This window comes from Bradyrhizobium sp. GW821-FHT13H05 (assembly GCF_058804065.1).
Genome location: NZ_JBXAPO010000020.1, coordinates 91,201 through 110,459, shown reverse-complemented (window position 1 = coordinate 110,459; position 19,259 = coordinate 91,201). Strand labels below are relative to the sequence as shown.

The 19,259-nt window shown below is 64.5% G+C and carries 26 protein-coding genes; 8 read left to right on the top strand and 18 right to left on the bottom strand.

Annotated features, from left to right (window positions below):
- Positions 1–55 precede the first annotated feature (55 nt).
- The gene (locus AC1RR3_RS35760; protein WP_492829541.1) at positions 56–439 is read right to left on the bottom strand and encodes a hypothetical protein; all 384 of its coding nucleotides are present in this window, start codon (positions 437–439) and stop codon (positions 56–58) included.
- A 170-nt stretch (positions 440–609) separates the two neighbouring features.
- Positions 610–1,389 (bottom strand): hypothetical protein, encoded by a 780-nt coding sequence (locus tag AC1RR3_RS35755; RefSeq protein WP_492829539.1) that lies wholly within the window; start codon positions 1,387–1,389, stop codon positions 610–612.
- A gap of 116 nt (positions 1,390–1,505) precedes the next feature.
- Between AC1RR3_RS35755 and AC1RR3_RS35750 the strand changes: the two genes are divergently transcribed.
- Positions 1,506–2,540 carry an aspartate-semialdehyde dehydrogenase gene (locus tag AC1RR3_RS35750; RefSeq protein WP_492829537.1) on the top strand — a complete coding sequence of 345 codons (1,035 nt, stop codon included), beginning with the start codon at positions 1,506–1,508 and terminating at the stop codon, positions 2,538–2,540.
- Between the two features lie 110 nt (positions 2,541–2,650).
- Here AC1RR3_RS35750 and AC1RR3_RS35745 read toward each other — a convergent pair whose 3' ends face one another.
- Positions 2,651–3,295 (bottom strand): carbonic anhydrase, encoded by a 645-nt coding sequence (locus AC1RR3_RS35745; protein ID WP_492829536.1) that lies wholly within the window; start codon positions 3,293–3,295, stop codon positions 2,651–2,653.
- 111 nt (positions 3,296–3,406) lie between these two features.
- On the opposite strand from AC1RR3_RS35745, the gene AC1RR3_RS35740 reads away from it, so the two are divergent.
- On the top strand, positions 3,407–4,288 hold the full coding sequence (locus AC1RR3_RS35740; protein ID WP_492829534.1) for an HpcH/HpaI aldolase/citrate lyase family protein: 882 nt from the start codon (positions 3,407–3,409) through the stop codon (positions 4,286–4,288).
- 31 nt (positions 4,289–4,319) lie between these two features.
- Positions 4,320–4,670, top strand: a complete 351-nt coding sequence (locus AC1RR3_RS35735) for a VOC family protein (RefSeq protein ID WP_492829532.1) — start codon at positions 4,320–4,322, stop codon at positions 4,668–4,670.
- Between the two features lie 54 nt (positions 4,671–4,724).
- On the opposite strand, the gene AC1RR3_RS35730 is transcribed toward AC1RR3_RS35735, so the two are convergent.
- The 4 genes from AC1RR3_RS35730 to AC1RR3_RS35715 form a co-directional block, all read right to left on the bottom strand.
- A complete protein-coding gene (locus AC1RR3_RS35730; protein ID WP_492829530.1) occupies positions 4,725–5,144 on the bottom strand; it encodes a DUF6455 family protein in 420 nt (139 codons plus the stop codon).
- 229 nt (positions 5,145–5,373) lie between these two features.
- Positions 5,374–6,159 (bottom strand): glycosyltransferase family 32 protein, encoded by a 786-nt coding sequence (locus AC1RR3_RS35725; protein WP_492829528.1) that lies wholly within the window; start codon positions 6,157–6,159, stop codon positions 5,374–5,376.
- Between the two features lie 79 nt (positions 6,160–6,238).
- Positions 6,239–6,844 (bottom strand): 3-isopropylmalate dehydratase small subunit, encoded by a 606-nt coding sequence (leuD, locus tag AC1RR3_RS35720; protein WP_492829527.1) that lies wholly within the window; start codon positions 6,842–6,844, stop codon positions 6,239–6,241.
- 87 nt (positions 6,845–6,931) lie between these two features.
- On the bottom strand, positions 6,932–7,501 hold the full coding sequence (locus AC1RR3_RS35715; RefSeq protein ID WP_492829525.1) for a pyridoxamine 5'-phosphate oxidase family protein: 570 nt from the start codon (positions 7,499–7,501) through the stop codon (positions 6,932–6,934).
- 99 nt (positions 7,502–7,600) lie between these two features.
- Here AC1RR3_RS35715 and AC1RR3_RS35710 point away from each other — a divergent pair, with 99 nt between their 5' ends.
- Entirely contained in the window at positions 7,601–8,419 is an 819-nt protein-coding gene (locus tag AC1RR3_RS35710) for a helix-turn-helix transcriptional regulator (RefSeq protein WP_492829523.1), read from the top strand.
- Here AC1RR3_RS35710 and AC1RR3_RS35705 read toward each other — a convergent pair.
- Entirely contained in the window at positions 8,407–8,805 is a 399-nt protein-coding gene (locus AC1RR3_RS35705) for a metallopeptidase family protein (RefSeq protein WP_492829522.1), read from the bottom strand. The genes AC1RR3_RS35710 and AC1RR3_RS35705 overlap by 13 nt on opposite strands.
- Positions 8,806–8,962: 157 nt before the next feature.
- On the opposite strand from AC1RR3_RS35705, the gene AC1RR3_RS35700 reads away from it, so the two are divergent.
- Complete coding sequence (locus tag AC1RR3_RS35700) at positions 8,963–9,241, top strand: hypothetical protein (RefSeq protein ID WP_492829613.1); 279 nt, start codon at positions 8,963–8,965, stop codon at positions 9,239–9,241.
- On the opposite strand, the gene AC1RR3_RS35695 is transcribed toward AC1RR3_RS35700, so the two are convergent.
- A complete protein-coding gene (locus AC1RR3_RS35695; RefSeq protein WP_492829520.1) occupies positions 9,242–9,448 on the bottom strand; it encodes a hypothetical protein in 207 nt (68 codons plus the stop codon).
- Between the two features lie 240 nt (positions 9,449–9,688).
- On the opposite strand from AC1RR3_RS35695, the gene AC1RR3_RS35690 reads away from it, so the two are divergent.
- Both AC1RR3_RS35690 and AC1RR3_RS35685 read left to right on the top strand, forming a co-directional pair.
- On the top strand, positions 9,689–9,904 hold the full coding sequence (locus tag AC1RR3_RS35690) for a hypothetical protein (RefSeq protein ID WP_492829519.1): 216 nt from the start codon (positions 9,689–9,691) through the stop codon (positions 9,902–9,904).
- Positions 9,905–10,405: 501 nt separating this feature from the next.
- Positions 10,406–10,954: a hypothetical protein gene (locus tag AC1RR3_RS35685; protein WP_492829517.1), complete on the top strand. Its 549-nt coding sequence runs from the start codon at positions 10,406–10,408 to the stop codon at positions 10,952–10,954.
- Between the two features lie 101 nt (positions 10,955–11,055).
- Here the strand turns inward: AC1RR3_RS35685 and AC1RR3_RS35680 are convergent, their stop codons facing one another.
- The 5 genes from AC1RR3_RS35680 to AC1RR3_RS35660 form a co-directional block, all read right to left on the bottom strand.
- Complete coding sequence (locus AC1RR3_RS35680; protein WP_492829515.1) at positions 11,056–11,265, bottom strand: hypothetical protein; 210 nt, start codon at positions 11,263–11,265, stop codon at positions 11,056–11,058.
- A 94-nt stretch (positions 11,266–11,359) separates the two neighbouring features.
- Positions 11,360–12,766 carry a 3-isopropylmalate dehydratase large subunit gene (gene leuC, locus AC1RR3_RS35675; RefSeq protein ID WP_492829513.1) on the bottom strand — a complete coding sequence of 469 codons (1,407 nt, stop codon included), beginning with the start codon at positions 12,764–12,766 and terminating at the stop codon, positions 11,360–11,362.
- A 431-nt stretch (positions 12,767–13,197) separates the two neighbouring features.
- Positions 13,198–13,578 carry a 50S ribosomal protein L19 gene (gene rplS, locus AC1RR3_RS35670; RefSeq protein WP_211383638.1) on the bottom strand — a complete coding sequence of 127 codons (381 nt, stop codon included), beginning with the start codon at positions 13,576–13,578 and terminating at the stop codon, positions 13,198–13,200.
- A 109-nt stretch (positions 13,579–13,687) separates the two neighbouring features.
- Positions 13,688–14,455 (bottom strand): tRNA (guanosine(37)-N1)-methyltransferase TrmD, encoded by a 768-nt coding sequence (trmD, locus tag AC1RR3_RS35665; protein ID WP_492829511.1) that lies wholly within the window; start codon positions 14,453–14,455, stop codon positions 13,688–13,690.
- A gap of 48 nt (positions 14,456–14,503) precedes the next feature.
- Positions 14,504–15,727 (bottom strand): MFS transporter, encoded by a 1,224-nt coding sequence (locus AC1RR3_RS35660; RefSeq protein ID WP_492829509.1) that lies wholly within the window; start codon positions 15,725–15,727, stop codon positions 14,504–14,506.
- 125 nt (positions 15,728–15,852) lie between these two features.
- On the opposite strand from AC1RR3_RS35660, the gene AC1RR3_RS35655 reads away from it, so the two are divergent.
- Positions 15,853–16,764: a LysR substrate-binding domain-containing protein gene (locus AC1RR3_RS35655; RefSeq protein ID WP_492829507.1), complete on the top strand. Its 912-nt coding sequence runs from the start codon at positions 15,853–15,855 to the stop codon at positions 16,762–16,764.
- Between the two features lie 46 nt (positions 16,765–16,810).
- Here AC1RR3_RS35655 and AC1RR3_RS35650 read toward each other — a convergent pair whose 3' ends face one another.
- The 4 genes from AC1RR3_RS35650 to rpsP all read right to left on the bottom strand — a co-directional run bounded on the left by AC1RR3_RS35650 (position 16,811) and on the right by rpsP (position 19,186).
- Positions 16,811–17,482 carry a TapB family protein gene (locus AC1RR3_RS35650; RefSeq protein WP_492829505.1) on the bottom strand — a complete coding sequence of 224 codons (672 nt, stop codon included), beginning with the start codon at positions 17,480–17,482 and terminating at the stop codon, positions 16,811–16,813.
- Between the two features lie 40 nt (positions 17,483–17,522).
- Complete coding sequence (locus tag AC1RR3_RS35645) at positions 17,523–18,194, bottom strand: TapB family protein (RefSeq protein WP_492829503.1); 672 nt, start codon at positions 18,192–18,194, stop codon at positions 17,523–17,525.
- Positions 18,195–18,313: 119 nt separating this feature from the next.
- Positions 18,314–18,844 (bottom strand): ribosome maturation factor RimM, encoded by a 531-nt coding sequence (gene rimM, locus AC1RR3_RS35640; protein ID WP_492829501.1) that lies wholly within the window; start codon positions 18,842–18,844, stop codon positions 18,314–18,316.
- 9 nt (positions 18,845–18,853) lie between these two features.
- A complete protein-coding gene (gene rpsP, locus AC1RR3_RS35635; RefSeq protein ID WP_014438992.1) occupies positions 18,854–19,186 on the bottom strand; it encodes a 30S ribosomal protein S16 in 333 nt (110 codons plus the stop codon).
- Positions 19,187–19,259: the final 73 nt, after the last annotated feature.

Sequence of the window (19,259 nt, the reverse complement as noted above, 5' to 3'; positions counted from 1 at the left end):
GAACAAAAATGGCCGGGCGTGAGCCCGGCCATTTTGATTCGGTCGACAGGTCCGCTCAGTACAGCGGGAAATTCTGCGGATAGCCGCCGACATCGGCCGGCGTGGCGAGCGGCTGGCGATCGATCGGGCGGTTGAGATTCTCGCGGGCGAAGGACGGATAGCCGACGGCCGGCGGGAAGGCGTAGTCGCTGAACTTGCGGTCGCCCGGATTGACCTCGGTGCCGCCATCGAGCCACGAGCGCTTGCTCACATAGAGGCGGGTGCGGCCCTGCTGATAGACCGCGTTGGGGCCGCTCGGGCCATAATAGGGCCGGCCGCGCTCGTCATGGCGCTTGGGCTTGGTGTCGGCCGAAGCCGGTGTCGCGAAGGCCATCGCAATTGCGGCGCCCGCCGCAAGCAACGTCGCCAATTTGTTCGCGGCAAAAAAATTCGAGCTCATCACGTCCCCTTCAGGCGGCAAGCCGCCAGTCGATTTCACCCCCATACTAGCCCGGCCGGGGTGTCCGCAACTAGGTCTATTGGGTCACACCAGCTCGGAATAATCGTGCGCGCCGGCAAAAGTTGCATGCAAACCAGCCACTTGAGCTTGATGCAGATCCTTGATGCAGGTCAAAGCGTTCCGCGCAATTGGGCATTGGCGGCGCCCAGCAGCCAGTCCGGCGACCCCGCGGGAGTGCAGGGCCGACGCTTGAGCTCGGCGCGGGCGAACAAGTCCGCCAGCTTCGGCTCGTTGCCGGAGGTCAGCAGCGTCAGCCGGTTCAGCGTGCAGGCCACCGCCGCGCGCTGGGCGGGCAGCGTGTCGCCCTGGCAGGAGAAGCCGGAGATCTGGAGCGCCGGCTCCTCGCTGCGCTTGAGATAGCCGAGGCACGCGCCCTTGTCCGTACCGGTCGGCTTGAACAGGGCGACGGGACCGAATTTCGTGTCGATCAGGCCGGCCTGCTCGAGCACGGCAGATGCGCCGAGGCCCATCCGGACGGCGAGGCCCTCGGTTGCCGGGCGCGCCACGTCGAACTCGCCGCCCTCCCGGTAAATCTCGAGCTCGGCCAGCGGCTTGTCCACCTCGCCAGCCCAGCGCATCACGTCCCTGCGGCCCCCTTCGGGATGCCTGAGAATGGTATAAGAGGCTGTTTTCTCTGATGAATCGAGCCGGCTGACGGCGAAGGCCGGCTGCGAGCGGGAAGCCTCGGCCCACCCCGGCCTCGACGCGGGCTCATCGTCGCGCATCTCAGGCAGCTGGCCGAGGCCGGCGAGGCCGAGGATGGCAAACAGGACCAGCGTCCCCACATAGAGGAACAGGCGTGCCAGCGTGCCGACCACCTCGTCGGCGAAATTGGCGAGCGCCAGATGGATCTGGGGAGTTGCGGCCGTGCTGGCCTCAGGCGACTGCATCCACGGCCTTCAGGCATGGTCCAACGTTGTCTTGAGGCCGGTTCTCGCATAGAAGCGCTGCTCTTCCTGTTTAAGCGTCAGCTTCAGGAACGGGCTTTTTCATCGGAGAGTGAACGATGGGTTACAAAGTCGCAGTCGTCGGCGCGACCGGCAATGTCGGACGGGAAATGCTCAACATCCTCGATGAGCGCCAATTCCCCGCGGACGAGGTCGTGGCCCTGGCGTCACGCCGCAGCGTCGGCGTCGAGGTCTCCTATGGCGACCGTACCCTGAAGTGCAAGGCGCTCGAGCATTACGACTTCTCCGACGTCGACATCTGCCTGATGTCGGCGGGTGGCGAGGTGTCGAAGGAATGGTCGCCGAAGATCGGCGCCGCCGGCGCCGTCGTGATCGACAATTCCTCGGCCTGGCGCATGGATCCGGACGTGCCGCTGATCGTGCCGGAAGTGAATGCGGACGCGACCGCCGGCTTCAAGAAGAAGAACATCATCGCCAACCCGAACTGCTCGACCGCGCAGCTCGTGGTCGCGCTGAAGCCCCTGCACGACAAGGCCAACATCAAGCGCGTCGTGGTCTCGACCTATCAATCGGTGTCGGGCGCCGGCAAGGACGGCATGGACGAATTGTTCTCGCAGACCAAGGCCGTCTACACCAACCAGGAACTGGTCAGTAAGAAATTCCCCAAGCGCATCGCCTTCAACGTCATCCCCCACATCGACGTCTTCATGGAGGACGGCTACACCAAGGAAGAGTGGAAGATGATGGCGGAGACCAAGAAGATTCTTGATCCCAAGATCAAGCTCTCCGCGACCTGCGTGCGCGTGCCCGTGTTCGTCGGCCACTCCGAAGCCGTCAACATCGAGTTCGAGAATCCGATCAGCGCGGACGAGGCGCGCGACATCCTGCGCAAGGCGCCCGGCTGCCTCGTCATCGACAAGCAGGAGTCCGGCGGCTATGCCACGCCGTATGAAGCCGCCGGCGAGGACGCCACCTATATCAGCCGCATCCGCGAGGACGCGACGGTTGAGAACGGTCTCGTGCTCTGGTGCGTGTCCGACAACCTTCGCAAGGGCGCAGCCCTCAACGCGATCCAGATCGCGGAAGTGCTGATCAACCGCAAGCTGATCAGCGCGAAGAAGAAGGCGGCGTAACTCCGGCGCCGGAGGGTGGATTAGCCGAAGGCGTAATCCACCTCTTCTGTCTCTGCGGATACGAACAGCGGCGGATTACGCTTCGCTAATCCGCCCTACGCGTAACGAATTCACGCCGCGCCGCGCGCGTTCTTGAATTCCTTGCTCGCCTTGTCCAGCACGAACAGCGATCCCTCCGCGACGCCGAAATAGGCGCCGTGGGTCTGCATCTGGCCGCTGTCGACCGCCTTCTGCACGAACGGAAACGTCATCAGGTTTTCTAGGCTGCGGAACACCGCGGCCTTCTCGATGCGCTCGACGAATTGCGCCATGGTCTCGTGGTCGCGCTGCTCGACCACTTCGCCCGGCTTGATGAACATCTGCATCCATTTGCCGATGAAGTCGCCCGGCGTGAGCGGCTCGATCTTGTCGACGAAGGCGCGGATGCCGCCGCATTGCGCGTGGCCGAGCACCACGATGTGCTTCACCTTCAGCACCGTCACGGCATATTCCAGCGCAGCCGAGACGCCATGCGCGTTGCCGTCGGGCTGATACACCGGCACCAGATTGGCGATGTTGCGGACGACGAAGAGTTCGCCCGGGCCGACGTCGAAGATGACCTCGGGCGAGACGCGGCTGTCGCAGCAGCCGATCACCATCACTTCCGGGAACTGCCCCTTCACCGACAGTTCGCGGTAGCGGCTCTGCTCGGTCGGCAGCCGCTGGGTGGCGAAGGCCTGGTAGCCTTCCAGCAAATGCTTCGGGAATGTGACCATGGCCTATGCCTAACCATAAGCCGCAGGGGCGAACAAGCCTTTCGAATAGGCATGCCAGATGCTATCGGCTTCGGTCAGAACAGGTTCGAGGAAACCGGAAGGAACGCTTGCATGACCCGCCCGCGCCGCAGCCATTTGTTCATGCCCGGCTCAAACCCCCGCGCGCTGGAAAAAGCGCGGAATCTGGCCGCCGACGGTCTGATCCTCGATCTGGAAGATTCGGTCGCCCCCGACGCCAAGGCGGCGGCGCGCGACGGCATCGCCGCTGCGATCGCGGCCAAGGGGTTCGGCAAGCGCGAGATCCTGATCCGGACCAACGGCCTCGACACGCCCTGGTGGGCCGATGACGTCGCGATGGCCGCCAAGGCCTCGCCTGATGGCATCCTGGTTCCAAAAGTCTCCAGCGTCGAGGACCTCCAGACAATCGGTGCACGCCTTGCCGAGCTCGGCGCCGCGCCGACCGTAAAAGTCTGGGCCATGATCGAGACGGCGCGCGCCGTGCTGCATGCGGAGGAACTGGCTGCGGCCGGGCGCGATCCATCGAGGCGCCTGTCAGGCTTCGTGTTCGGCCCGAACGACATCTCGCGCGAGACGCGGATCAAGATGCTGCCTGGCCGCGCCGCCATGATCCCGATGATCACCCACTGCATCCTGGCAACGCGCGCCGCCGGCCTCGAGATCCTCGACGGCCCCTACAGCGACATCAACAATCCCGACGGCTTTGCCACCGAATGCGCGCAGGGCCGCGATCTCGGCTTCGACGGCAAGACGCTGATCCACCCCTCGCAGATCGACGCCTGCAACGCCATCTTCACGCCGCCCGAGGAGGACATCGCGCGCGCCCGCAAGATCATTGCGGCGTTCGAGCTGCCGGAGAACGTCTCGCGCGGCGCGATCCGTCTGGATGGCGCGATGGTCGAGCGCCTGCACGCCGACATGGCGCGGCGCACGATCGAGATCGCGGACGCGATCGCGGCGATGGGGAAGGGCTAGTTGTGTCGCCGGAAGAGCAGAGAGCCGCTCCATGAAGGTGAAACGCATCGTCACGAACATCGCTGCGGCTGACGTATCGCAGGCGCGCCAATTCTACCAGGACATCCTCGGCTTGGAGGTCGTCATGGACCAGGGATGGATCGCGACATTCGCGGCCTCATCGACAATGACACCTCAACTGAGCATCGCAAGTGAAGGCGGCTCAGGTGCGCCGGTGCCGGATCTTTCGATCGAAGTCGATGACCTGGATGAAGCATTGCGCAGAATGGAGCGAGCCGGCGTTCCATTGGAGTATGGGCCTGCGACGGAGCCGTGGGGCGTACGCAGGTTTTACGTGCGCGATCCTTTCGGACGACTGGTCAATATTCTGGCTCACGCGTGACATTGTCAGCCGTCGTCGACGGCCACTTGGCAGCGAAAACCCCTTTGCCGTATCTCAGCGTGGCGCAAGATCCGCGCGATCGAGCGATTCCAGCGTCGAGGCGTTGGCGCAATAGCCGTGATAGTTCTCCGCCGCGGTGCCGCTGGCAAGATCGCGGTCACACTGTCCCTTGTTGTTGCAGAGCGAGCAGACCCGCTCCATGTCGCGCAGCAGCAACGGCTGTGCCCGGCCGAGCCCTTCGGCGTTGATGCCGAGCTGCTCGAGCATCTTCGGCAGTTCGTCGGCGGCATGCTTGCCGTGGCGGACCAGCTCCTCGAGATCGTCAGGCGCGATCCTGAGATCGCTTGCGATCCGGTCGAAATCGGCGCGGTCGAGCTGCCGCATCTCGTTCAGCTCGCGGCGATGCTTCAGCCAATTGGCGAAGGACTCGATGAGATCCTGAACGATGGGATAAGGCCTGCTGGCGGTGCTCATGCGAAGCTCCGTTGGGATCGTGGAATTTGAGCGACATTAGGCACAATGGTGCAGAAGCGCGTTGCGCTGGATCAAATGAGATGTGCCGAGGAAAATGGTTTCGTGCCCCGGACGCGGCGCAGCACGTAGTGGTGCGCCGCTGAGCCGGGGCCCATCTCGCCGCATTGCTGGGTCCCGGCTCTGCGGAGCAGCGTTGCACGCTGCACCGCGTCCGGGACACGGAGGAGAGCTACGCGAATCTCTCCGCCGCCCACGCATACAGGCTGCCCGGAATCGGCTTCTCGCCGCCGCGGCCCTTCGGCGAGATGTGCAGGCCGATGATCTCGGGGGCGGTGACGAGGCCGAGATAGCTCGATGGGTCGAAGAACAATTTCGGCTCGGCATGCACGGCGTAGAACGATTGCTTCGGCAGGGCGTTTTGCAACGCGCCGGTGCGGCGCGCGAGCGCGGTCAGTGCGGCCGGCCCAAAAATCGCGACCCGAATATCGGAGAGACGGTTCGAGCCGCCGCGCAGGCGGCGCATCATGAAGGTGATCCGATGGCGCACCGACAGCCAGTTCGGCGTCAGCTCCTCCTGCTCCATCAGCTCTTCGAAGGCGGCGACGATGCCGTGCTCGGGCGGAAGATAAATCACGGAATTGCCGAGCTGGCGCGGCCGCTCCCAGGCGAAGTACGGTTTTGCCGGATCGATCTCGACGGGCCTCAGCAGCAGCACGTCGGCATCGAGCCAGAGGCCGAGGCTCTTCGCCATCAGCTTCATGCGGAAGAAATCGCTGAACTGGAGCGTGGTCCAGTCGCGCCAGCTGCCGTCCGGCTGCGGCGGCCGCAACCGTTCGGAGAACGCATGCGGCAGGATTGCTTCGGCATCCGCATTGCCGACACCGGCGGGCAGGCCGGGGATGGTGTCAAAGCTGTAGACCGTGACCTTGTGGCCGGCAGCCAGCTGCGAGCGCAGACAGGTCTGGCGCAGTGCGTCCATCGGGCCGTGCCAGAAGGTGACGATGTCGGGCAGCATGCGTGCAGGCTACAAGGGATTCAGGGCAAAGAAAAAGCCCCGGCGCTCATCGCACCGGGGCTCGAACGAAAATCGAAGATCACGCCCAGGCGCGTTCGCTCTTGAGCTTCTCTTCGTAGCTGTCGATCGACGACTTCTTCTCCATGGTGAGACCGATGTCGTCGAGGCCGTTGATCAGGCAGTGCTTGCGGAACGGGTCGATCTCGAACTTGACCTTGCCGCCGTCGGGGCCGCGGATCTCCTGGTTCGGCAGGTCGATCGTCAGGGTCGCGTTGGCGCCGCGCTCGGCGTCGTCGAACAGCTTGTCGAGGTCTTCCTGGGCAACGCGGATCGGCAGAATGCCGTTCTTGAAGCAGTTGTTGTAGAAGATGTCGCCGAACGAGGTCGAGATCACGCAGCGGATGCCGAAGTCGAGCAGCGCCCAGGGCGCGTGCTCGCGGCTCGAGCCGCAGCCGAAATTGTCGCCGGCGACCAGCACCTTCGCATTGCGATAGGCGGGCTGGTTGAGGACGAAGTCCGGGTTCTCGCTGCCGTCGTCCTTGTAGCGCTGCTCGGAGAACAGCCCCTTGCCAAGGCCGGTGCGCTTGATGGTTTTGAGGTACTGCTTCGGAATGATCATGTCGGTGTCGACATTGATGATCTTCAGCGGCGCCGCGACGCCTTCCAGCGTGGTGAACTTGTCCATCTTGGGCTTCCTGGTTCGAAGTCAGGGGAGGGCTGTTTAGCCCGGTTGATACGCGAATCCTAGGCCGGATTCGGCAGTCTTGGTCTGTCAGATCGGCGGAGCCATGAGGTCAGGGGCAAAGCCGGTCGGCAGGCCGTCGATGCTCTTCATGTTCTTCAGGCCCCAGTATTTTCGCAAATTGTTGACGCCCTGCCTCGTCCAATGGCGCACGAGGCTGTCGCGCTCCTGCCTGTAGTCGAACAGCGGCACGCCCATGCCGCACGACGTCTGCACGAGGTCGACCGAGAGACGGACGATCTGGCGTGCCCCGGCGACGTCCTCGAACCCGGGGGCGAGATCGGCATATTCCGGCGTGCCGCGCATCAGCGACCGGCCCTGGCCATAGAGCCGCAGGATCATCGGGGGGCCATCGAAGGCGCAAAACATGATGGTCAACCGCTTGTCGTCGGAGGCCATCAGGTGCGCGCGGGTCTCGCTGCCGCTGCCGGTGCAATCGAGGTAGGCGACATCGGTGTCTCCGAGCACCCGGAATGAGGACAGGCCCTTGGGGGATACGTTGATGCGTCCCTTCGGCGGGGCGCTCGCGACGAAGAAGATCTTCTGCCGCTCGATGAAAGCCCGGTGCTCCGGTTCGATCCCGGCGAATTGCTTGCCCATGTCCGTGCGTCCTCTGTGCGGCGGCGCCGCCGCGACATAGAGCTAGCACATCCGATATACCCGTTTAAGAATGCTATTTATGCTGGTATAAAAACCACCATGAAGGGAACAGACCCAGCCGCTCCGGCGCTCTCGCTCAGTGCCTTCCTGCGGGCGCTCCGGGAGCGCCAGTCTCCGGCGGAATTCGGCCTCGCCACGGGCCCACGACGGCGCACGCCCGGCCTGCGGCGCGAGGAGGTGGCCCAGCTCTGCGGATTGAGCGTCACCTGGTACACCTGGATCGAACAGGCGCGCGATGTGTCCGTCTCCGCTTCGGCACTTGCGCGCCTTGCCAGCGGATTGCGCCTGTCACGGGCCGAGCGCGGCTATCTCTTCGAAGTTGCCGGCAAGCGCGATCCCGAACGTCCGGGCACGAGGGATGATCCGCCTGACGAGATCCTGGCCTGCGTCGATGCGATCGCTGGACCCGCCTACATCCTCGATCGCACATGGCGGGCGCGTCGCTGGAATGCGAAGGCGTCCGTTCTGTTTGCGGGATGGCTCGACGCCGACGGCGAGAAAAATCTGCTGCGCTACATCTTCCTCAGGCCTGAGGCACGAACCCTGATCCTTGACTGGACCTCCCGCGCACGTCGTGTCGTCGCGGAGTTCCGCGCCGCGGTGACAGCTTACTCGGACGATCCGGAGATTCGTCGGCTGGTGGAGGAGCTGAGACTGGGAAGCCCCGATTTCGAACGCTGCTGGGACACGCAGGGGGTCCTGGCGCGCGAAGGCGGCGCGCGTGCGTTCGATCATCCGACCATGGGGCTGCTGCACTATCAGCAGGTGTCGCTGTCGCTCGCCGGGTGGTCCGACTATCGACTGACGATGCTTCTCCCTGCACCACGACTTGAGACGCCCGCGTCCTACTCTGCCTGAGCCTCGATCGCCGCCATATCGTCGTCCGATAGGCCGAAATGGTGGCCGATCTCGTGGATCAGGACGTGGCGGACGATGTGGCCGAGGCTTTCATCGTGCTCGGCCCAGTAGTCCAGGATCGGCCGGCGGTAGAGCCAGACCATGTTGGGCAGCCGCGCCACGTCGCCAAAACTCTGCTGGGGCAGGCCGACGCCCTGGAACAGGCCGAGCAGGTCGAACTCGCTCTCGCATTCCATCTCGTCGAGGACCTCCTCGGTCGGGAAGTCGTCGACGCGGAGGATCACGCCCTCGCAGAGGCCGCGAAATTCCGCCGGCAGGCGCTCGAACACCGCATGTGCCATCGCTTCCATCTCGGCCAGCGAGGGGGCTTTCAATTCCGTCCACATGCTGTCCCTCTTAGCGTGGGTTCCGCGACGATGCATCAGGCTTTATAAGCGCGGCGAGGTTGACGGACGCCGCCAAAACGGGGAGCGTGGGGCCTCGAATGGGACCATTCAGGTGGGCGGTAAAATGCGAGCGAAAACAGCGCTGACGCTACTGTGCATGGGGTTGTTTTCGCAAATTTGTGTTGGCGCTCAGGCGCAGACCGCCAGCCCCGAGATCCGGCTCGCCCAGACCGCCTCGCCCGACGCCCCGCCGCCGCGCAAGCGGCCTCCGGCGCGCCTGCGCGTCACGCCCTATTACAGCCCTGACGGCGTCTATCCGCGCTACAATCCCGGCCCCGACGCGGTCCGCGAATGCAATGCCACCTACGTGCAGGAATATCGGCCCAGCGGCACCGTGATCGTGCCGCATATGAGCTGCTATTGGCGCCGGGGCTGACTAGCCACGTAGCGCGCCAATCAGGCCGGCGCCGACGACGAGCGCAGACGCGCCATAGACCAGCACCGCCATCACGAGCTGCGTGAGTGGGCTTGCAGCGCCGGCCTCGACGCCCGGTCCCTGCGCGGCAAGCGCGGAGCTCGCACCGAGCGCAAGGCTCACTGTGATCGCGAGGCGAGATATCCGCAATCCGCGGGAATTCGGCATGACCATCTCCTGCATTCGCTTGACCAGAAGATACGTTCGTCGCTGACGGCCGGTTTTGGTGGCGCCTGAAATGTTGCGCGTGATCTCAGGAACTTGTTGCGCGCCTTCTGCATTCATGTCCGGGGCGCGTTCATCCATAGCCGATTCAAGCTTGAGGCTCTAGAGCTCAGCTCTAGTCCTTGTGTCGTAACGTCGGGTCAGCGCGTGCACCGCAAGAACGATGTCAGGAGATCCAACCAAATGCAGTCTTTGAAGATGTTCGGCCTCGCGGCCGCCGGTGCGTTGCTCGTCCTCGCCGCGCCGGTCGAGCGTGCGCAGGCAGTGTCGCTGATCAATCCGGGTGCCGCGCAATCGGTGCAGGATGAAGTCACGCCGACCACCGAGGTCCGCTGGCATCGCCATCATTGGCGCCGTCCTCACTGGCGCGGGCACCGCTGGCATCATCGCCGTTGGTGATTGGCGGTCGATCATCAGGAACAGGCCCGGATCTCCGGGCCTGTTTTAACTTGCAGACGGCCGCGTGATGCCCGCATCTTCAGGGCGGAGGTCGTCATGGTGAGATGGTTTGCATTGGCTGTTGCGCTTGCCGCCAGTCTGCCGCACGCGTCCGCGGCGCAGAGAATGACGAAGCCGGATGCCTCGGCGGGGCGTGCTGTTTTCGATGTACGGAAACACGCGCGATACTATGAGGTAGCGCAGCCGGCTGCGCGCCGTGATCCGCCTTATTACGCGCGGCCGGTCTACTACAGGCCTTATCCTTACGGCGTGCCTGCGCCCTTCGTGATCGGCTATGGGCCGTTTTGGTGACGCCGCGCGCGCTGCCTCGTTCATTCATGAGGCGTTCACGTCGCTGTCCCTAATTTAATCTTGGGAGCGACCGCGAACGAACAGCCAAATGAACAGTGGCGGCGCAGACGCTGCGCCGCGACGCCGCTGTCAGATTTCAGGGAGAATTCCATGCTGAGGATCTTGGGTGCTGGGACAAGCCCGATGCGTTTGCTCGGGCTTGCGGCCGTTGCCACGCTGATGTTGTCGGCCGGGACTGCGCAACGTGCTGAAGCGATGACACCGATCAATCCGACCGCGTTGCCGGCGGCTAAGACTGCAAGCGACGACATGATCACGCAGGTTCGCCACGGCGGCGGTGGTGGTGGTGGACATGGTGGCGGTTTCCACGGCGGTGGCGGCTTCCGTGGTGGTGGCTTCCACGGCGGCGGCGGACATTTCGGCGGCTTCCATGGCGGCGGCTTCCGCGCCGCGCCGGCCTTTCACGGCGGCGGCATTCGCTACGGCGGCGTTCGTCACTATGGCGGAGGCGGATTCCATCGCTACGGAGTCTATCGCCCGCATTACGGCTATCGCCACTTCCACCGGCGCTATTATTACGGCGGCTACTATCCCTATTACCACCATCCGCGCCGCTGCCGGATCATCTGGACCTATTACGGTCCGCGCCGCGTCTGCCGCTGGCATCGCTGGCATCATCCCTACCGGTATTATTGGTGATGTGAGTTAGCGCCGTCATTCCGGGATGGCGCGTAAGCGCCAGACCCGGAATCTCGAGATTCCGGGCTCGCCCTTCGGGCGCCCCGGAATGACATCATCACCTACAGCCAATCCTTCAGCTTCCATGATGCGGACTTCCACCGCATCAGGTTCTCGATCTTCCACTGCTTGAACATCGCCGGCGGCCAGCGGCTGAGCTTCGAGGTCTCCTCGACCTCGGGCTTGGCGACGATGCGCAGCGGCGTCGCGCGCCGCCGGTGCTGGCGCGTGGCGTCGCTGATCAGGTCGACATATTCGGGCTTGTTGGCCATGAGGTGTGTCCTCGCGAAACCGTCGCGAGGACACAATGTGGGTGACGCCGATTAATGGCGGTTTGCCGTAATCGCTACAATTGCGGGGAGCGGCTTACCGCCACTCCCTGATGTCAACGAAGTGACCGGCGATCGCGGCGGCTGCCGCCATCGCCGGCGACACCAGATGCGTGCGGCCCTTGAAACCCTGGCGGCCCTCGAAGTTGCGGTTCGAGGTCGAGGCGCAGCGCTCTTCCGGCGCCAGCTTGTCCGGGTTCATGGCGAGGCACATCGAGCAACCGGGCTCGCGCCATTCGAAGCCGGCCTTGATGAAGATCTTGTCCAGACCTTCGGCTTCGGCCTGCTCCTTCACGAGACCGGAGCCGGGCACGACCATGGCATTGACATGCGCTGAAACGGTCTTGCCTTCAGCAATCTTCGCGGCAGCGCGTAAGTCCTCGATGCGGCCGTTGGTGCAGGAGCCAATGAAGATGCGGTCGAGCTTGATGTCGGTGATCTTCGTGCCCGCGGTCAGGCCCATGTATTTCAGCGCACGGTGCTTGGAGATGCGCTTGGCCTCGTCCGCGATCTTGTCAGGATCAGGCACGATGCCGGTGACCGAGATCACGTCCTCGGGGCTGGTGCCCCAGGTCACGATCGGCGGCAGTTTTGCGGCGTCGAGGCGCAGCTCGTGGTCGAAATGCGCGCCCTCGTCGGAGCGCAAGCGCTCCCAGTAGCGCATCGCCGCATCCCAGTCCGCGCCCTTCGGCGCCTTCGGACGGCCACGCAGGAAGTCATAGGCCTTCTGGTCGGGCGCGACCAGGCCGGCGCGGGCGCCGCCTTCGATCGACATGTTGCAGACCGTCATGCGGCCTTCCATGCTGAGCGCGCTGATCGCGTCGCCGGCGTATTCCAGCACGTAGCCGGTACCACCCGCGGTGCCGATCTCGCCGATGATGGCCAGGATGATGTCCTTGCCGGTCACGCCGTCGGGCAATTTGCCGTCGACGGTGACGCGCATGTTCTTGGCCTTCTTCTGGATCAGCGTCTGCGTCGCCAGCACATGCTCGACTTCCGACGTGCCGATGCCGTGCGCGAGCGCGCCGAACGCGCCATGCGTCGAGGTGTGGCTGTCACCGCAGACGATGGTGGTGCCGGGCAGGGTAAAGCCCTGCTCGGGGCCGATGACGTGAACGACGCCCTGGCGCCTGTCGAACTCGTCGTAATATTCGATGCCGAATTCCTTGGCGTTGTCGGCCAGCGCCTTGATCTGCTCGATGCTTTCAGGATCGGGGTTCGGCTTGGTGCGATCGGTGGTCGGCACGTTGTGGTCGACGACCGCGAGCGTCTTCTCGGGCGAGTGCACCTTGCGGCCGGTGGCGCGCAGGCCTTCGAACGCCTGCGGCGAGGTCACCTCGTGCACCAGATGGCGGTCGATATAGAGCAGGCAGGTGCCGTCGTCGGCTTCGTGCACCAGATGGTCGTTCCAGATCTTGTCGTACAATGTGGTGGGCTTGGACATGAGCGTCAGCTCCGAAGAATGTGTGTCAGCGAAGAGCGCGGGGTCACGCGCGGGGCAACAAAATCGTCTTCAGCGCAGCCTTTAAGCTGCGGGACTAAGCTCTGACGTTGCCGAGGTCGCGAAGCGTCCGAAGAACCGGCCAGGCAGCCGCGAGCGATCGTCGATGACGATGCGCTTGACGGACGAGGAACTGGTCTGATCTGGAAACATTCTAGAAGCTATATAGCATGCGGGAGTTAAAGCGCGAGTGTCTAGCGGCATCGTCATTGCGAGAAGCCCTTGCGACGAAGCAATCCAGGACTGCCTCTGCGGAAGGACTCTGGATTGCTTCGCTTCGCTCGCAATGACGAGGTCGGGGAGGGCGTCCTGCCAAAACAAAAAGCGCGGAGCCGAGCCCCGCGCTTTCGAAAACTTGCCTGGTGAGGCGGAGCTTACTCGTTGACGGCCTTGGCGTGCTCGGTCTTCTCGACGATGCGGGCCGACTTGCCGCGCAGCTGACGCAGGTAATAGAGCTTGGCGCGACGCACCTTGCCGCGGCGCACCACCTTGATCGAGTCGATCATCGGCGACATCACCGGGAACACGCGCTCCACGCCCTCGCCATAGGAGATCTTGCGGACGGTGAAGCTCTCGTTGAGACCGCCGCCGGAACGGCCGATGCAGACGCCTTCATAGGCCTGCACGCGGGTACGGTCGCCTTCGACCACCTTCACGTTGACGATCACGGTGTCGCCGGGGCCGAACTCCGGAATCTCCTTGCTGGCGGAGAGCTTGTCGAATTGCTCTTTTTCGAGCTGTTGGATCAGGTTCATGGGTAAATCTCCATCGGCGCGCCCAGCCTTGGAAACGGGGGCTGCGCGAAATTCGTCTATCCAGCCATTGCGGATTTGGCCGCTGCTATAAGGCAAGCCGGAGCGTTTGTCACCCGTCTGTCTTGTTTTTTGGCGTTTTTTGGCGACGGGCCCGATTCGGGACTTTGGCCGGGATCTGAGCCCACAAATCCGGCCGCCGGGCCGCCGTCAGCGCCTCGGATTGCTCCCGCCGCCAGGCCGCGACCCTGGCATGGTCGCCGGAGGTCAGGATTTCCGGGATCGGAACCCCCTCGAACAGCTGCGGACGGGTGTATTGGGGGTATTCGAGCAGGCCGTCGGAGAAGCTCTCCTCGGTTCCCGAGGCCTCCTTGCCCATCACCCCCGGCAGCAGCCGGACACAGGCGTCGATCAAGGCCAATGCGGCGATTTCGCCGCCGGAGAGCACGTAATCGCCGATCGAGACCTCCTCCAGGCCGCGCCCCTCGATCACCCGCTGGTCGATCCCTTCGAAGCGGCCACAGACGATCAGGGGACCGGAGCCCCTGGCAAGCTCGGCCACCCGGGCCTGGGTCAATGGCCGACCGCGCGGGCTCATCAGCAGTTTCGGCCGGTCTTTTGAAGGATCTTGGCCGATCTCGGCAGCATCGATGGCCGCCGCCAGAACATCAGCCCGCAGCACCATGCCCGGTCCGCCGCCGGCGGGTGTATCGTCGACACTGCGATGGCGGTCGGTGGCGGAGGCCCGGATGTCCCGCGCCTCGAGCTCCCAGAGCCCGCCAGCCAGCGCCCGCCCGGCGAGACTCACGCCGAGTGGCCCCGGAAACATCTCCGGAAACAGCGTCAGCACCGTCGCGCGCCAGGGTGAAGGGTTCGTCATGGCCGTTGGTTAGGGCATCGCGGCCGAGAGGTCGAGACCTTGGGCCGTTCAGGTTCGCCGGTCGTCGGCGAGATGCGATCCCAGCAGCAGCGCGAGCGGGCAGATGGCAAGGGCCGTGACGGCCGTAGCCACGGTCGCCAGCGTCGGACCAAGGGCGTCACCGAGCAGGCCATAGAGCACCGGCGCGGTTGCGCCCGATCCGATCGTGCCGGTGTAGAACAGCGCGAAGGCGCGCTCGGTGCGATCAGGCGATGTGAGCTCGGGGACGGTTCCGTAGAGCACCGAGGATGTGCCGTTGAGCATCACGCCGAGCAGCGGCAGCACGATGATGGCCGGGATCAGCGGCAACGCCAGCACCGCGATGATCAGCGCGGCCGTGCCGCCCTCGGTCAGCAGCACGGTGCGGATCGTGCCGACCCGCGCGCCGAGCCAGCCGCAGGTGAATTTGCCGGCGGCGCCGCCGATGAACAGCATCGCCAGCGCGACGCCGCTGGTCGGCACCGAGGCGCCCTTGTCGCGCAGCAGGAAGGGTAAGAAGGTGAGGAAGCCCATCCGCACCGCGCTGTCGAGAATTCCGATCGCGAGCAGCCAGGAGAATCCGCCGCGGCCGGCATGCGTGCCGTGCGTCGTGACCGTTGATTTTTGCGCAAAGCCCTTGCCGACGGCCGGCATCAGCAGCGCGAGACAGAGCGCGACGAGCAGACCCATCAGCGCGATCAGAAGCAGCGCGTGCCGCCAGGACATGATCACCAGCAGCATCGCCGTCAGCGCGGGAAGCGTGGCCTTGCCGAGATCGCCACTGAAATTATAGATGCCGAGCGGTCCGCGCGCCGCCTTGCCATAGGCGCGCGACACTGCGGCCGAGGCGAGCGGATGCTGCGTGCTCGAGCCCGCGCCTGAGACCAGGAGCGCCAGGCCCAGTCCCGCGACGCTGCCGGACAGTCCGGCCAGGACATAGCCGAGCGCGGCCAGCATCGTTCCGAGCACAAGCAGGATCTTGCCGTCGATCCGCTCGGCGAGGCGGCCGACCGGGATTTGCAGTCCGGCCATGGCGCCGGAATAGAGCCCGCGCATCACCGCCAGAAGCCCGTAGCTGAGTGCGAACTCGGCCTGCCAGACCGGCAGCAGCACGTAGATCAGGTCGGTATAGCCGTCGTGCAGGGCGTGGTTGAGGCCGGTGGCCGCGAGCGTGCGGCGCGGCTTGCTCAGGGTCTCCTCATCGGGAGCGGTCGTTCGCGATTGCGATAGAAAATTTGAAGGAAGATTGGCCAAGACTTCAAACCCGGAGCTGCCGAAAGCTGTAACTTTGTAAGTGCTTTGGCCTCCTTTATGCGGCCTTCAAGAAACTGTCACAAACCAGTATGGGGTCATGTGCTAGAAATTCTATTATATGGCTCATGTTCGTTCCTCGCCGCAGCCTGCCACCCCTGAATGCTATCCGCGCCTTCGAGGCGGCGGCCCGGCTCGGCAGCTTCAAGGAGGCCGCCGTCGAGCTTGGCGTCACGCATGGCGCGGTCAGCCAGCAGATCCGCCTGCTGGAGAGCTGGCTCGGGCCGCCGGCGCTGTTCCGGCGATCGGTGCGACGGGTGGTGCTGACGCCGGCCGGCGCTGCGCTGCTCGCGGAGTTCGCGCCCGCGCTCGACCGCGTCTCGGCGGCCGTGCAGCAGCATCGCAAGCGCCGCGGCGAGGCGCCGGCCGCGGTGCTGCGGGTCAACGCGCTCGCGACCTTCAGCCTGCGTTGGCTGTTGCCGCGCATGACGAGGTTTCGCACTGAGCATCCCGATATCGAGGTGCGGCTGTCGACGTCGAACGACCAGGTGGACGCGCTGCCCGAGCTGTTCGACGTGGTGATCCGCGGCGGTCCCGACACCTTTCACGGCTTTGCGTCGCGCTTCCTGCTGTCGGAGCAGCGGCTGCCGGTGTGCAGTCCGGCGCTGCTCGCGAAGCTGCCGCTGACGGAGGTCGCGGATCTCAGCCGGCATACGCTGCTGCACGTCACCTCGATGCCGCGGCTGTGGCGCGACTGGCTGACGGATGCAGGCGAGTCAGCGCTGGAGGGCGCGGCGTCGCTGACCTTCGATCATTTCTACCTGACGCTTCAGGCGGCACTCGACGGCCTCGGCGTCGCCATGGGACCGACGGCATTGATCGCCGACGATCTCGCCGCCGGACGTCTGGTGACGCCGTTCCCGGACATCAGCCTGCCGGCCCGCAGCTACTTTGCGTACTTTCCGGAAGGACGCGCCGACGATCCGCATCGCGCGGTGTTCTGCGACTGGCTCGAGCAGCAGGGCCGCCGGACAGGCTGAGCCAGCGAAGCCGTGATTCGTCGACAAACCCAAACGTCGAAGGCCTTCAGTTCTTGCGGCCGTATTCGACGAGCTCGAGGGTGTTGTTGATCAGCAGATGGCCGTTACCCCGCGAGGCAAAGGTGCGCTTCACCCAATGGTCGATGGCCGGCGCGTACCAGACCACGGCCGCGATGTCGTTCTTGCGGGTCGGATCATTGGTCGGGCGCCTCATCAGCGTCGATTCGATCTTGTACGTCTCGAACGTGCCGGCCTTGGTCGTGATGCTCTCCTGGGCGACGACCTTCGAATGGCCCGAGCGCTTCCAGATGTTGCCCTTGCTGTTGTTGACGTCGTCGCCGGAGAAAGTCCAGCTGTCGCCAACCTTCAGGGGCGTACGGATGCCGCTGCCGTCGCTGGGTTGATGTTTCCATTCACCCGCGTTCTTCAAATTCCACGATCGATCATAGACGATCAGGCCCTGGGACTCCTTGCCTTCGGTCGTGACGCGGACGCCGATCTCGGTCGGCGAGACCTCGGTAACGAGGTGCTTGCGGACCGCGCTCACCTTTCCGCTGATTTCGTCGTGCACCTCGTAGGTCCAGAAGTCGCCTTGCTGAGGCTCCTCCATTGCGACGACAGGCTTTGCGGCCGGCGTTGCCGGCGCCTCGCCGGCGGCCCAGGCCGATGTGCTTGCTGCAAGCAGGCAAGCGGCCGCGATCATCGATTGACGAAGCATCAGAACGTCCCCACCATGTCTTTCTTCCCTGCCCGACCGGTCAGCGGCGGCCGTATTCAACCAGCTCGATCTGGGCCCGGTCGCGAACCCTGCCTTCGGATCGGTTGACGGTTGCGCGCTTCACCCAATGATCGATCGCCGGCGCATACCAGGTCTGTTGCTCGGTCAGGAATTTCTTCGTCGCGTCATTGGCGTTTCGCGATTCGATCGATGTCTCGATCTTGTAGACCTCGAACGTGCCGGCACGCGTGGTGATGGTCTCCTTGGCCGTGACCTTCGACGTCCCCGAGATTTTGAGGCTGGCGCCATTCGCGCCGTTGAAGGCGGTCGATTTCACCGACCAGCTCTTGCCGACCTCCAGTGGGGCGCGAATGCCCATCCCGTCGTTTGGCGTGAAACGCCAGAGGCCGCTGAGCACGTCCCACGAGCGATTATAGGTCTGGAAGCCGCTGTCATTCTTGCCGACCATCGCAACGCGGATGCTGATTTCGGCGGCAGTGACGTCCGTAATGGTGTGCGTCATCGTTGATTTGAGATCGCCCGTGATCTCGTCGCGGAGCTCATAGGTCCAGTGGTCGCCGAGTTGCGGCTCTTCCATGGCTTCGACGGGTGGGGCCTCGGCTGCGGGCGGAGGGCTCGGCGGCGTCTGCGCGTGGAGGACGCTCATTGATGCGAGCAGGCCGATCGTTGCCAGAAGACAGCAGCGCAGCATTTGGAGCTCCGGTGTTCGGGAAGCGCGTGGGAGGGCGATGCAACCCAAGCGTGAACGAGCCGGATGTTTGATGCAAGTGAAGATTTCGCGAGCTTTGTTAGCGAGCGGTTACCGCTCCGTCACGATGACGAAGCCTTGCCTTCGTCCCCGCCCTCGACCTCCTGTGGCAGGGCGATGACGACGCGCCCGCCGGCAAGATCGACCTCCGGCACCACTGCGTTCGAAAACGGCAGCAGCAGCGTCGGGCCCTTGGGTGGCGCGATCTCGATGATGTCGCCGGCGCCGAAATTATGGATCGCGAGCACGCGGCCGAGCGCATCGCCGTCAGTGGTGACGGCGGCGAGCCCGATCAGGTCGGTGTGGTAATATTCGTCCTCGTCGGTCGCGGGCAGCTTGTCGCGCGCGACGTAGAGCTCGATGCCGTTGAGGCGCTCGGCCTCATCGCGGGTCGTGACGCCCTTGAACGTCGCGACCAGATGATCTTTCGCTTCGCGCGCCTGCGCGACCTCGAACTGGCGCTTGCCGTCCTTGGACGAAAGCGGACCGTAGTGCCTGACGGCAAAGGGATCTTCGGTGAAGGTCCATAATTTGACCGCACCGCGCACACCATGCGCGGCGCCGATCCGCGCGACGCAGACCAGCGCCGACATGGTCGAGCCTTAACCCTTCGCGGCGGCTTCGGCCTGCGCCTTGCGCTCCTTGCGCGGCACGGCCTTCTCGGGGTTGTTGCGCGCTTCGCGCTTCTTGACGCCGGCGGCGTCGAGGAAACGCGACACGCGGTCGGACGGCTGCGCGCCCTTGGCGAGCCAGGCCTTGACCTTGTCCATGTCGAGCTTCAGGCGGGTCTCGTTGTCCTTCGGCAGCAGCGGGTTGAAATAGCCGAGGCGCTCGATGAAGCGGCCATCGCGCGGGAAGCGGGAGTCGGCGACGACGACGTGATAGACGGGACGCTTCTTGGTGCCTGCGCGGGCGAGGCGGATAACGACGGACATTCAGTTCTCCTTCAAAGTACGTTTTGTTCGGTTGATTGGTATTCCGCGTTGCGCGGGACCGATGCGATCCCGT